Origin of the sequence: Weissella hellenica (assembly GCF_005405545.1) — a bacterium.
Lineage (GTDB): Bacteria > Bacillota > Bacilli > Lactobacillales > Lactobacillaceae > Weissella > Weissella hellenica.
The window spans coordinates 14418-26716 of record NZ_BJEG01000014.1 but is presented as its reverse complement, the minus strand read 5'-3'; the positions used below and the strand labels follow the sequence as shown (position 1 = coordinate 26716).

General features: G+C 39.0%; 15 protein-coding genes. All 15 read left to right on the top strand.

Going from position 1 to position 12299, the window contains the following annotated elements:
• The first annotated feature begins 95 nt into the window (after positions 1-95).
• The 15 genes from purB (at position 96) to accA (ending at position 12257) form a co-directional block, all read left to right on the top strand.
• Positions 96-1391 carry an adenylosuccinate lyase gene (gene purB, locus FFM61_RS07510; RefSeq protein ID WP_074427927.1) on the top strand — a complete coding sequence of 432 codons (1296 nt, stop codon included), beginning with the start codon at positions 96-98 and terminating at the stop codon, positions 1389-1391.
• Positions 1392-1677: 286 nt separating this feature from the next.
• Positions 1678-1917 (top strand): CsbD family protein, encoded by a 240-nt coding sequence (locus FFM61_RS07505; protein WP_074427926.1) that lies wholly within the window; start codon positions 1678-1680, stop codon positions 1915-1917.
• Between the two features lie 234 nt (positions 1918-2151).
• Positions 2152-2613: a 3-hydroxyacyl-ACP dehydratase FabZ gene (fabZ, locus tag FFM61_RS07500; RefSeq protein WP_074427925.1), complete on the top strand. Its 462-nt coding sequence runs from the start codon at positions 2152-2154 to the stop codon at positions 2611-2613.
• A 2-nt stretch (positions 2614-2615) separates the two neighbouring features.
• Positions 2616-3074 (top strand): MarR family winged helix-turn-helix transcriptional regulator, encoded by a 459-nt coding sequence (locus tag FFM61_RS07495; protein ID WP_074427924.1) that lies wholly within the window; start codon positions 2616-2618, stop codon positions 3072-3074.
• Positions 3075-3085: 11 nt separating this feature from the next.
• Positions 3086-4057, top strand: coding sequence for a beta-ketoacyl-ACP synthase III (locus FFM61_RS07490; RefSeq protein WP_074427923.1), 972 nt, complete (start codon positions 3086-3088; stop codon positions 4055-4057).
• 42 nt (positions 4058-4099) lie between these two features.
• Positions 4100-4339 carry an acyl carrier protein gene (locus FFM61_RS07485; protein WP_074427922.1) on the top strand — a complete coding sequence of 80 codons (240 nt, stop codon included), beginning with the start codon at positions 4100-4102 and terminating at the stop codon, positions 4337-4339.
• A 30-nt stretch (positions 4340-4369) separates the two neighbouring features.
• Positions 4370-5317: a DUF561 domain-containing protein gene (locus tag FFM61_RS07480; RefSeq protein ID WP_074427921.1), complete on the top strand. Its 948-nt coding sequence runs from the start codon at positions 4370-4372 to the stop codon at positions 5315-5317.
• A 17-nt stretch (positions 5318-5334) separates the two neighbouring features.
• Positions 5335-6267, top strand: coding sequence for an ACP S-malonyltransferase (locus tag FFM61_RS07475; protein ID WP_074427920.1), 933 nt, complete (start codon positions 5335-5337; stop codon positions 6265-6267).
• Positions 6268-6278: 11 nt separating this feature from the next.
• On the top strand, positions 6279-7001 hold the full coding sequence (locus tag FFM61_RS07470; RefSeq protein WP_074427919.1) for a 3-oxoacyl-ACP reductase family protein: 723 nt from the start codon (positions 6279-6281) through the stop codon (positions 6999-7001).
• Positions 7002-7091: 90 nt separating this feature from the next.
• Complete coding sequence (fabF, locus tag FFM61_RS07465) at positions 7092-8327, top strand: beta-ketoacyl-ACP synthase II (protein ID WP_074427918.1); 1236 nt, start codon at positions 7092-7094, stop codon at positions 8325-8327.
• Positions 8327-8791, top strand: a complete 465-nt coding sequence (locus FFM61_RS07460) for an acetyl-CoA carboxylase biotin carboxyl carrier protein (protein WP_074427917.1) — start codon at positions 8327-8329, stop codon at positions 8789-8791. Before fabF ends, FFM61_RS07460 begins: the two co-directional genes overlap by 1 nt.
• A 12-nt stretch (positions 8792-8803) precedes the next feature.
• Positions 8804-9235 (top strand): 3-hydroxyacyl-ACP dehydratase FabZ, encoded by a 432-nt coding sequence (gene fabZ / locus FFM61_RS07455; RefSeq protein ID WP_042492788.1) that lies wholly within the window; start codon positions 8804-8806, stop codon positions 9233-9235.
• A 1-nt stretch (position 9236) separates the two neighbouring features.
• A complete protein-coding gene (locus FFM61_RS07450) occupies positions 9237-10613 on the top strand; it encodes an acetyl-CoA carboxylase biotin carboxylase subunit (protein WP_074427916.1) in 1377 nt (458 codons plus the stop codon).
• 10 nt (positions 10614-10623) lie between these two features.
• Entirely contained in the window at positions 10624-11469 is an 846-nt protein-coding gene (accD, locus tag FFM61_RS09210; protein ID WP_074427915.1) for an acetyl-CoA carboxylase, carboxyltransferase subunit beta, read from the top strand.
• Positions 11470-11471: 2 nt separating this feature from the next.
• Positions 11472-12257 carry an acetyl-CoA carboxylase carboxyltransferase subunit alpha gene (gene accA, locus FFM61_RS09205; protein WP_074427914.1) on the top strand — a complete coding sequence of 262 codons (786 nt, stop codon included), beginning with the start codon at positions 11472-11474 and terminating at the stop codon, positions 12255-12257.
• Positions 12258-12299: the final 42 nt, after the last annotated feature.

Here is a 12299-nt window from a genome sequence, read left to right as displayed (position 1 = left end):
TTGGAAAACAGCTGAAAATAATTCGTATTTACGGTACAATAATTAGTATAAATAATAATTCGTTCGCGTTTTAAAAAGGCATAAGGGGATAAAAAATGATTGATCGTTATACTCGTTCTGAAATGGGACGTATTTGGTCGCTTGAAAATCAATACCAATCATGGTTAGATGTTGAAATTGCAGTTACGGCAGGCTGGGTGTCAGTGGGGCACGTACCAGCAGAAGATTTAGAAGCAATCCGTCAAAATGCAAAATTTGATGTTGATCGCATAGCTGAAATTGAAAAAACAACACGTCATGATGTTGTCGCGTTTACAAGAAATGTCTCTGAATCACTTGGTGATGAGCGAAAGTGGATTCATTATGGATTAACGTCTACTGATGTTGTTGATACAGCGCAGGGATTACGGTTACAACAAGCAAACCAAGTAATTAAGGCTGATTTACAAACGTTAAAAGAAACGTTAGCACAATTAGCATTAAAGTATAAAGAAACTGTTATGATGGGGCGTACGCACGGTGTACATGCCGAGCCAACAACGTTTGGTCTAAAAATGGCACGTTTTTATCAAGCAACGGTACGTAATATTGAACGTTTTGATAATGTTGCCAAGGCAGTTGAGACTGGTAAATTATCAGGGGCAGTGGGGACGTTTGCGAATATTCCACCACAAGTGGAAGAAGTTGCAATGAAAGAGCTAGGACTAACGCCACAACTAATTGGTTCACAAATTTTACCACGTGATTTGCATGCAGATTATATGACAACGTTGGCAATTATTGGTTCAAATTTGGAAGAAATGGCAACTGAGATTCGTAGTTTGCAACGTTCTGAAATTCATGAGGTTGAGGAAGGTTTCCGTGGTGGTCAAAAGGGATCATCAGCAATGCCACACAAGCGTAACCCAATTGGCTCAGAAAACGTTGTCGGCTTGTCACGCGTTTTGCGTGGTTATTCAGTCACTGCTTTAGAAGATGTCACACTATGGCATGAGCGTGATATTTCTCACTCGGGTGCAGAACGTATTATTTTGGTTGATGGTACAACAGTTGTTGATTATATGTTGCACCGTATGACAAATATTTTGCAGAATTTGCAAGTATTCCCTGAGACAATGAAACAAAATATGACACGTACGTATGGGTTAATTTATTCACAACGCTTATTGCTGAAATTAGTTGATGCTGGTCTATCACGTGAGGCTGCATATGATACCGTACAACCACTAACAGCCCGTTCATGGGATGAGCAACGTCAGTTCCGTGAATTAGTTGATGCGGATGAAACGATTACCCAAAATCTAACAGCTGCCCAAATTGATGATGCTTTTGATTATCATTGGCATTTAAAGCACGTGGATGATATTTATAAGCGTTTAGGGTTAAGCTAATCAAAAAAAATAGGCACTATAAAATTAGTGCGTAAAACGACCACGATGATATCTATTAAAACCATCAATCTGCCAAACTAAAAGGGTGAGATTGGTGGTTTTATTTATATTTAATCATTATTTAAAATATTTATGTGACGCTATGTATCAAAAATTTATTAAAAAAACTTTAAAAACATCTTTTTTATTAAATTTTTGTATTAAATAATAAAATGATACGTATTGTTTGCAATATAAATTAATATTAGTTAAGATGGACTTACTATTAATAGGGGGGATTTTAATTATGGCAATTGAAGATGATTTAAAAGGTAAAGTAGACGAAACTTCAGGTAAGGTTAAAGAAGTTGCTGGTGCTGCAACAGATGATGAAAAGCTTGAAACTAAGGGTAAGGCACAAGGCTTAGCTGGTAAGGCGCGTGGTGCCTTTGGCGATGCTAAGGATAAAGTTGAAGATGCAGCTGAAGATTTGAAGGATAAGGCTGAAGATGCAATTGACAATTTGAAGTCTAAGTTTGATAAGTAATATAAGATTTAAAAATAGCAGATCACCAATATATTGGTGATCTGCTATTTTTTTAGATTTAGCCGCCTAAATTAGTGCGCGTTAATAATTGCTTGTAAAGTGGCTAGTATCACGCTTGTTTATTGAATAAAAAACATAAGTGTGTTTAATAAGTTGACATTTCAGCTAAAAAGAAATAAGATTTGAATATCGAATATTTCGATGTTCGAAATAAATTTTGGAAGGAGAATAACTGTGGCAGTTCTATCTACGACAGAAATTATGGATTTAATTCCTAATCGCTATCCTATTTTATATATGGATTATGTTGATGAAATGACTCCTGGAGAATCATTGGTTGCAACTAAAAACGTCACAATCAATGAACAGTTTTTCCAGGGGCATTTCCCAGGTAATCCGGTAATGCCAGGTGTTTTGATTATTGAATCATTGGCACAAGCCGCTTCAATTTTAATTTTGTCATCTCCACAATTTGTTGGTAAAACAGCTTATATGACGGGAATTGACAATGCTAAATTTAAAAATATGGTTCGACCAGGTGATGTTTTAAAGTTACATGTTGCGTTTGGTAACTTACGTGAAAATATGGGAACGGTAAAAGTAAAGGCAATGGTTGATGATAAGTTGGCTACAAGTGCTGAGCTTATGTTTGTCGTTTCACCTGAAGAAAAAACAGCTAATAGCGCGGAGAAATAAGTATGAGTGCACATGAAGAGCGTTCTTTTGAAAAAATGAATGAAACATTAGTAGATGTATTTAATAATGTGATGTGGATTGAGGAAGCTTCTCTGCGTAAATCACGATTTAAAGATATTACTATCAAAGATATGCACACGATTGCAGCGATTACGATGTATGACACACGCACAGCTTCTCAATTAGCACAAACGATGCATTTGACACCTAGTGCCATGACGAGCGTGATTGATAAACTTGAAAAAAAAGGCTATGTCGTACGTAATCGAGACACAAAGGATCGCCGCGTGGTTCGAATTGGGTTAACACATAAAGGTCGTACCGTATTTCGAGCTCATGAGGCATTTCATCGTGGTATGACACATTCATTGTTTGATTCATTAGAAAAAAGTAAGGCCCCGGTAGTTGAAGAAGCTATCGAAGACTTACAAGAATATCTTCATGAGCTAATACAGTTTTAATTGAGGACGATATGGAACAATTTACAATTGTTGAGTCTGCCCACGTGGTACCACAGCGAGTCGTAACAAATGATGAATTGGCAACGTTTATGGATACATCTGATGATTGGATTTATCCTCGTACAGGTATTCATCAACGGCACGTTGTTAACGATGAAAACACAAGTGATTTAGCAACCAGCGTTGCAAATGAATTATTGGCAAAATCGGGTATAACGGCGGACCAACTTGATTTTATTATTGTCGGTACCATGTCACCGGATAATTTGACACCAAGTGTTGCACAACAAGTACAGGGTAATATCAAAGCAAATAATGCTTTTGCTTGGGATTTATCTGCTGCATGTTCTGGTTTTGTTTATACAATCAGTATGGCAAGTGCTTTGTTAGCCACTAAGTATCAACGTGGTCTAGTGATTGGTGCTGAGGTGCTTAGCAAGTTAGTTGATTGGCAGGATCGTTCAACAGCGGTGTTATTTGGTGATGGGGCAGCCGGCGTTTTGTTAGAAAAAACGTCAGCCCAAGTTGGCCTATTGGCCGAATCATTGAAGACGTATGGTGAGCAATCAGAATTTTTAACTGCTGGTCATCAACGCAATAGTAATTATTTTACTGGTGAGTTATCACAAGCAGATCCTTACTTCCATATGAATGGGCGAGAGGTCTATAATTTTGCAACACGCCAAGTACCAGTAGTTCTATCTGAGGCCTTAGACAAAGCCAATTTAACAGCTGATAGCATTGATGTGTATTTATTACATCAAGCGAATGCTCGCATTATTGCTAGTATTGCAAAACGATTTGGGCAACCAATCGAAAAATTCCCGATTAATGTCGCTAACTATGGTAACACTAGTGCAGCAAGCATCGGTATTTTGTTAGATGAATTACGCATAGAGGGCGTTGTTCATGATGGACAAAGAATCGCTCTTGCTGGTTTCGGTGGTGGGCTAACTGCTGGCGCATTAATCATTCAATTATAATTAATAACAAAAATTAAAAGACAGAAAAAAGAGGATAATAACATGACTGAAACAGAAATTTTTAACAAAGTAAGCGAAATCTTGATTGACCAATTCGATTTGGAAGAAGACGAAGTTAAGCTAGCCACTAACATGAGCGAAGATATCGATGCTGATTCACTAGACTTGTTTGAAGTTTTGAACCGTGTTGAAGATGAATTTGATATTAAGCTAGCTGTTGCAGAAGAAGTTCAAACTATTCAAGACTTGGTTAACAAGGTAGCAGAACAAGTAAACGCATAAGCAACACTGTTAGTTAGAAGGGACGATATTATGAGCTTTGAGCTAAAAAAACCACTTTTTGAGAAGTTGGGCATGAAGTATCCAATTATTCAAGGTGGAATGGCTTGGGCTGGTACGGGTCACTTGGCTGGATCCGTTTCAGAAGCTGGTGGATTAGGCATTATTGGTACAGGATATTGGAAAGCTGATAAAGTTCGTGAAGAAATTCATCGTGCACGAGAAGTAACGGATAAGCCTTTCGGGGTTAATGTCATGCTATTATCACGACACATTCGTGAAGTATTTGATGTCATTATCGAAGAGGGCGTTAAGGTCGTTGCAACTGGCGCTGGCGATCCATCGCCATTTATTGAAGAATTACACAGTCATGACATTTTTGTTATTCCAGTTATTCCATCAGTTGGTCTAGCTAAAATGATGGAGAAAAAAGGTGTCGATGCTGTTGTTGCAGAAGGTATGGAATCCGGTGGACATATTGGTAGTTTAACAACCATGACTTTAGTACCACAAGTAGTTGATGCGGTAGATATTCCGGTTATTGCTGCTGGTGGTATTGGTGATGGTCGTGGTGTTGCTGCTGCCTTTATGCTAGGGGCTTCAGGTGTGCAAATGGGTACGCGCTTTTTGGCATCTGAAGAATCAGAAGTTCACGATAACTTTAAAAATGCTGTGGTTAAGGCGAAAGATATTGATACATTGATTACTGGTGAAATTATGGGTAATCGTGCACGTGTCTTGAAGACAAAGATGTCAAAGAACTTTGTTAAACAAGAACGTATTGAAATTCAAAAGCCTAAGCCAGATGATGATGCGATTGAAGATCTAGAAAATGGATCATTACGTCGTGCCGTTGTTGATGGTGATAAGACAACAGGTGCCTTCATGGCTGGTCAAATCTCAGGCTTGATTACTGAATTAAAACCAGTTGCTGATATTTTAGAAGACACTTGGTCACAAGCAGAAGACCTTTTGAATTAACTTTTTTTGGAGGACATATGAAACTTGGAATTTTAATGAGCGGGCAAGGAGCTCAAAAAGTTGGCATGGGTGCTGATTTATACGAGCAAGTACCTGTTTATAAAGAAACCATTGATGAAGCCAGCAAGGTGTTGGGTTATGACATTATGTCTACCATTGTTAATGATGAAGAAAATGTTAAGCAAACACAATATACACAACCAGCTATCCTAGCAATGAGTACGGCAATTTATCGGTCATTAGCTGATGTTATGCCAACACCTCAGGCAACGCTTGGACTAAGTTTGGGTGAGTATAGTGCTTTAGTAGCGGCTGATGTTTTAGATTTTGATCAAGCAATGGCAATTATTAAAGATCGTGGTGCGTATATGCAAGCTGCTGGTGAAGGAAATCCTGGTAAAATGGTTGCCGTTATGACCGATGATCAAGACCTTGTCGTTGATACAATCAAAACATTACAAGTAGCTGGGGGAAAAGTTTATCCAGCTAATTACAACACTTTTAATCAATTAGTTATTGGTGGTGTTGCGGATGATGTCAATCAAGCAATGCAAGCTTTAACTGAAGCAGGTGTTGCTCGGATGGTTGAATTACCAGTTTCTGGACCATTTCATACACCATTGATGGATCCAGCTGCTAATCAGCTAAAAGAACGCTTGGCAGACGAACAATTTGCGCCAATGGCATTTGATGTTTATTCAAATACAACAGGTCAAAAGTTTACGAACGTTAAAGAGACTTTATTGGAACAAATTGTTTCACCAACTTATTTTGCGCAAGCATTGCAAGCGATGGTGGATGACGGTGTTGATACTTTGATTGAATTTGGATCAAGCGATACATTATACAAATTTGCTCGCAAAATTGTTGGTAAGGACGTTAAGCGTTACAAAGTAACTGACTTTAAAACGTATCAAGAAGTACGTGAAATGCTAGCAGCAACAGAATAGGAGACGCAGTAATGAATCTCGAAGGAAAAACAGTGTTAGTAACGGGTTCTACTCGTGGTATTGGGTTGGCAATTGCACATGCTTTTGATGCAGCTGGCGCAAATGTGATTTTGCATGGGCGTTCAGCTCCAAAGGCAGAAGTTTTAGCAGACTTTAGTGAAAATACAATGGCAATTACAGCAGACATTGCAGATGATGCCAGCGTGCAAAAAGCATTAGACGGTTTATTTGCTGAAATTAAAAACATTGATATTTTAGTTAATAATGCAGGAATTGTTAATGATAAATTAGCCATGGGAATGAAACCAGCCGATTTTGCACAAGTTGTTAATACGAATTTAAATGGTACGTTTAATGTAACGCAACCAGTATTCAAAAAGATGCTTCGTGCACGAACTGGTCAGATTATTAATATTGCGTCTGTTGTTGGATTAATGGGAAATGTTGGTCAAGCAAATTATGCTGCTTCAAAGGCTGGTATTATTGGATTAACAAAAACATTAGCTAAAGAAGGTGCCATGCGTGGCATTCGTGTTAATGCGATTGCACCAGGGATGATTGTCTCTGACATGACTGACGCTTTATCTGATAAAGTAAAAAATCAAGTGTTGGAAGCAGTACCATTGAAACGTTTTGGTGAAGCAACTGAAATTGCAAATACAGCTGTTTTCTTGGCTCAAAACGATTACATCACCGGCCAAACAATTACGGTTGATGGTGGTTTATATATTTAAAGCGACTTATACGTATGTTTTGCACTTATTTTATATTTTTACTTACTTTTTTCATACGTATGGCGATGCTAACAAATAAAGGAGAACAAGATGACTCGAGTTGTTATTACAGGTTTAGGGGCTGTTACCCCTGTTGGAAATAGTACTGAAGATTTTTGGAACGGTATTTTTAACAGTGAAGTTGGTATTGCACCAATTACAAAATTCGATGCAACTGAAACAGGTATTACGGTAGCTGGTGAAGTGAAAGACTTTGATCCATCTGCCCGTGTTGGTAAGCGTGAATCACGTAAAATGGATTTGTTTTCACAATATGCCGTGCATGCAGCTGGTGAAGCACTTGAACAAGCTGGCTTAGTAGATGGTGTTGATGATCCTGCCCGCTTTGGTGTTATTATGGGAACAGGAATTGGTGGTTTAACAACCATTGAGCAACAAGTGATTAAGATGCATGACAAAGGGCCAAAACGTGTTAGTCCAATGTTCGTACCTAATGCAATTCCAAACATGGTGTCAGGTAACGTTTCAATGCGTTACGGTGCACAAGGAATTAATTATACAGTTTCAACTGCTTGTGCAAGTGCTACGAATGCGATTGGTGAAGCTTTTTGGCGAATTCAATCAGGTAAGATGGACGTTATGATTACTGGTGGTGCTGAAGCTTCTGTTAATGAAATGGGGATTTCAGGATTTGCTGCGCTAACAGCACTTTCAAACGAACCAGATCCATTAAAGGCTTCAACACCATTTGATGTTAACCGTCATGGTTTCGTTATGGGTGAAGGCTCAGGGGTTCTTATTTTAGAGTCACTAGAACATGCTCAAGCACGTGGTGCAGAAATTATTGCTGAAGTGGTTGGTTATGGTTCAAATTCTGATGCTTATCACTTAACGAGTCCTACACCTGATGGATCTGGACCTGCTGGGTCAGTTAAATTAGCACTAGCAGATGCTGGTATTCAAGCAAGTGATATTGATTATGTTAATGCTCATGGAACTGCTACTGGTGCCAATGATGCTGCCGAATCAAAAGCCATGGAATTAGTTTTCGGTAAAAATGGTGTCTTGGTTTCATCAACTAAGGGGATGACTGGTCATTTACTAGGAGCCGCTGGTGCGATTGAAGCAATTGCTGCTATTGGTGCCATTGTTCGTGAACAGTTACCAGTTAACGTTGGCTTAACTGAGCAAGATCCAGATACGATGGGTGTGACACTTGTTAATGACGCAAACAAGCACGTTGCACCAAATTATGTGCTATCAGCTAACTACGGTTTTGGTGGCCATAATGCAGTTGTTATTTTTAAGAAGTGGAGCGAGAAGTAATGGATTTGCAATTAGATGAAATTCGTACTTTGATGCAAGATTTAGAGAATAGTTCATTACGTGAATTTTCACTACAAGCTGAAGATTTTAATTTGCATTTAAGTAAGAATGAGGTGTCACAACCAGTTGTAGGAACCACGCAATCAACTGTTGCACCACAACCAGTAGCTGTAGCAGAATCAAAATCAACTGAAGGAACGGCTGATTTAGGGACTGACAACAGCGTCTTAATTGAAGCAGCATTGGTCGGAACGGTTTACTTGAAGCCTAAGCCAGATGCTGCCGCATTTAAAGAAGTTGGGGATCACGTTAATATCGGTGAACAAGTTGCAATTATTGAAGCGATGAAGTTAATGACACCGGTTAAAAGTGAAGTGGCAGGAACAATTAAGGAAATCTTGGTTGAAGAAGAAGATGTCGTGGATTATGGACATGCTTTGTTCCGTATCCAGCCTGATGCATAAGGAGACCTTGAAATGTCAGTATTAAATACACAACAAATTCAAGAAATTTTACCTCATCGTTACCCAATGTTAATGTTGGATACTGTAGAGGAATTAGTTCCTGGTGAAAGTGCCGTCGCTATTAAAAATGTTTCAATTAATGAAGAGATTTTTCAAGGACATTTTCCTGGTGACCCGACATTCCCGGGTAACTTAACAATTGAAGCTTTAGCACAAACTGGTGCCGTTGCTTTACTTTCAATGCCTGAATATAAAGGAAAAACTGCCTACTTTGGTGGTATTAAAAAAGCACGTTTTCGTAAGATGGTTCGTCCTGGCGATCAAGTGCGTTTGGAAGTGAAAATTACACGTTTGCGTGGCCCAATTGGCGAAGGTAAAGGAACGGCGTATGTCAATGGCAAACGTGTTACGACAGCCGACTTAACGTTTATAGTTGGAGATTAATATGTTCAAAAAAGTTTTAGTGGCAAATCGTGGTGAAATCGCGGTTCGTATTATTCGAACGCTGAAAGAAATGGGCATCCAATCTGTTGCCATCTATTCTTCAGCTGATGCGGATAGCCTACATGTGCGACTAGCTGATGAAGCAATTGCTGTAGGTGGTCCTAGATCAAAAGATAGTTACTTAAATATGAAAAATATTTTAAGTGCAGCGCTTTTGACTGGTGCCGAAGCGATTCATCCTGGTTATGGTTTCTTATCAGAAAATGAAGCCTTTGCCGAGATGGTTGGGGCAGTTGGTATTAAATGGATTGGTCCAAGTCCTAAAGTTTTGGAATTAATGGGTAACAAGGCTAATGCGCGTGAGTCTATGCGTGCAGCTGGTGTACCGGTTATTCCTGGGTCGGAAGGATTTATTCATAACGCTGATGAAGCTCAAAAAATTGCTGAGCGCATTGGATATCCTTTGTTATTCAAAGCTGCTGCTGGTGGTGGTGGTAAAGGGATGCGTTTTGTTTATGCTGAAGATGAACTAGCGGATAAATTTGATGATGCGCAACATGAAGCCAAAGCAGCTTTCGGCGATGGGCACATGTATGTGGAAAAAGTCATGACGAATGTACGCCATATTGAAATGCAAGTCATTCGTGATCAACAAGGACAAGTTCTGTATTTCCCAGAACGTAACTGTTCATTGCAACGCAATAATCAAAAGGTAATGGAAGAAAGTCCAGCCGTTGGTGTTACACAAGCCATGCGTGATGAATTAGGTGGCATTGCAACTCGCGCTGTTGATGCTTTGGACTATGAAAATACTGGTACCCTTGAATTTTTGGAAGATCATGATGGTAATTTCTATTTTATGGAAATGAATACACGTATCCAAGTGGAGCACCCTGTTACAGAAATGGTAGCAGATGTTGATTTAATTAAGATGCAAATTCAAGTGGCAGCTGGTGAATCGTTAACAATGCAACAAGCCGATATCAAAGTTAATGGTCATGCGATTGAAGTACGTTTGAATGCTGAGCAGCCTGAGCGTAACTTTGCGCCTAGTGCCGGTAAATTGAACTTTGTCTTTTTGCCAACAGGTGGCCCAGGTATTCGAATTGATTCAGCTGTTTATTCAGGTGATATTGTGCAACCGTTCTATGATTCGATGATTGGGAAATTGTTGGTTCACGGTGTAACTCGTGAGGAAGCTGTCATTAAGATGAAGCGTATTTTGAATGAAATGGTTATTGATGGCATTAACACTAATGCCGATTTCCAAGAAGTTTTGCTAAATGATGCGGGCGTTGCTGGAGGTCTGTTTACAACGCAATACTTAGAACAAGAATTTTTACCAGCATGGCAAAAAACATTAACAGCTGACAAGTAGGGAGCAAGAGATGGATTTATTTAATCAAGCGAATGTCAAACTACCTAAAATTAAAAAAGATGCACATGTTGATGCTCAAATACCTGATGGTTTGTTTTTAGCATGTCCTTATTGTGGTGAACAATTGTATTCTAAGCAATTAGGTAAAGCACGCGTTTGTCCTAATTGTGGTTATGGGTTCCGTTTGCAAGCATATGAACGTGTTAATTTAATGACTGATGATTTTCAAGAATGGGATGCCGATTTAACATTGGCTGATCCAGATTTCCCAGGTTATGCTGATAAATTAGCACGTGCTAAGGCACAAACTGATTTGAAAGAATCTGTTTTAACTGGAAAAGCAGTGTTAGATGAGCAAACTGTTGCGTTAGGTATTATGGATTCTTATTTTATGATGGGATCTTTAGGAACCGTCACTGGTGAAAAAATAACACGTTTGTTTGAAGCGGCTACGAAACAAAAATTGCCAGTTGTATTATTTGCTGCTTCAGGTGGTGCTCGTATGCAAGAAGGGATTAACTCATTGATGCAAATGGCGAAAGTTTCAGCTGCTGTTGCAGCTCATCAAGAAGCTAATTTGCCATACTTTGTCGTTTTGACTGATCCAACTACTGGTGGTGTAACAGCTTCTTTTGCAATGCAAGGAGATGTGACATTGGCAGAGCCCCATGCGTTAGTTGGGTTTGCAGGTAAACGAGTCATTGAACAAACAATTCATGAGAAGGTCCCTAAAGATTTTCAACGTGCTGAAACAGTATTAGAAAATGGATTTATTGATGCCGTCGTGCAACGCCAAGATTTAACGCACGTTTTATCACAACTTGTTAAGTTTCATAAACCACAGGGAGGTCGTTAGTCATGGTAAATTTATTTAGACGTGAGTTAACACCTGTACAAATTGTAAAACGATCACGTGAAGATCGGTTTATGGCGCGTGAAATTATTAATGGTATTTTCACTGATTTCTTTGAATTACATGGTGATCGACATGCGGGTGATGATGAAAGTGTTATTGGTGGACTGGCTAACTTAAATGGACGACCAGTTACTGTTATTGCAATTGATAAAGGGACTGATATCAGCGATAAGCTTGCGAAGCGTAATGGTTCACCAGAACCGTATGGCTATCGTAAAGCAACCCGTTTGATGAAACAGGCGGCTAAATTTGGTCGTCCAATCATTACGTTTGTTAATACGCCGGGTGCCTTTCCTGGTAAAACAGCTGAAAATCAAGGTCAAGGGGATGCAATTGCCCAAAGTATTCTTGAAAGTTTAAAGTTACCAGTGCCAATGATTGCGATTATCTATGGTGAAGGTGGCTCGGGTGGTGCGCTAGCATTGGCAACAACCGATCAAGTTTGGATGTTTCAAAATGCAACGTATTCAATTCTTTCACCAGAAGGTTTTGCTTCAATTCTTTGGAAAGATGCTAAGCGTCATGATGAAGCGGCTGCAGTAATGGGATTAACCCCCAATGATTTATTAACCAAACATATCATTGAATACATTATTCCAGAAAGCCGTTCACATTCACGTGTGTTCTCATTGATTCGGGCTAAATTAGATGAAGAAATAATTAAATTAGTAGATATGCCAGCTGAAAAATTGCTCGCACAACGTCGGGCACGTTTTAGAAAATTTTAAATCAAAAAGTATTAATGATGAGCTTGCGATATTTATAACATA

Coding starts and splice junctions, on each gene's coding strand:
- purB (WP_074427927.1), top strand. CDS start 96: ATGATTGATCGTTATACTCGTTCTGAAATGGGACGTATTTGGTCGCTT.
- FFM61_RS07495 (WP_074427924.1), top strand. CDS start 2,616: ATGAGTGCACATGAAGAGCGTTCTTTTGAAAAAATGAATGAAACATTA.
- accD (WP_074427915.1), top strand. CDS start 10,624: ATGGATTTATTTAATCAAGCGAATGTCAAACTACCTAAAATTAAAAAA.
- FFM61_RS07505 (WP_074427926.1), top strand. CDS start 1,678: ATGGCAATTGAAGATGATTTAAAAGGTAAAGTAGACGAAACTTCAGGT.
- accA (WP_074427914.1), top strand. CDS start 11,472: ATGGTAAATTTATTTAGACGTGAGTTAACACCTGTACAAATTGTAAAA.
- fabZ (WP_042492788.1), top strand. CDS start 8,804: ATGTCAGTATTAAATACACAACAAATTCAAGAAATTTTACCTCATCGT.
- FFM61_RS07485 (WP_074427922.1), top strand. CDS start 4,100: ATGACTGAAACAGAAATTTTTAACAAAGTAAGCGAAATCTTGATTGAC.
- FFM61_RS07460 (WP_074427917.1), top strand. CDS start 8,327: ATGGATTTGCAATTAGATGAAATTCGTACTTTGATGCAAGATTTAGAG.
- FFM61_RS07480 (WP_074427921.1), top strand. CDS start 4,370: ATGAGCTTTGAGCTAAAAAAACCACTTTTTGAGAAGTTGGGCATGAAG.
- fabF (WP_074427918.1), top strand. CDS start 7,092: ATGACTCGAGTTGTTATTACAGGTTTAGGGGCTGTTACCCCTGTTGGA.
- FFM61_RS07450 (WP_074427916.1), top strand. CDS start 9,237: ATGTTCAAAAAAGTTTTAGTGGCAAATCGTGGTGAAATCGCGGTTCGT.
- FFM61_RS07470 (WP_074427919.1), top strand. CDS start 6,279: ATGAATCTCGAAGGAAAAACAGTGTTAGTAACGGGTTCTACTCGTGGT.
- FFM61_RS07475 (WP_074427920.1), top strand. CDS start 5,335: ATGAAACTTGGAATTTTAATGAGCGGGCAAGGAGCTCAAAAAGTTGGC.
- FFM61_RS07490 (WP_074427923.1), top strand. CDS start 3,086: ATGGAACAATTTACAATTGTTGAGTCTGCCCACGTGGTACCACAGCGA.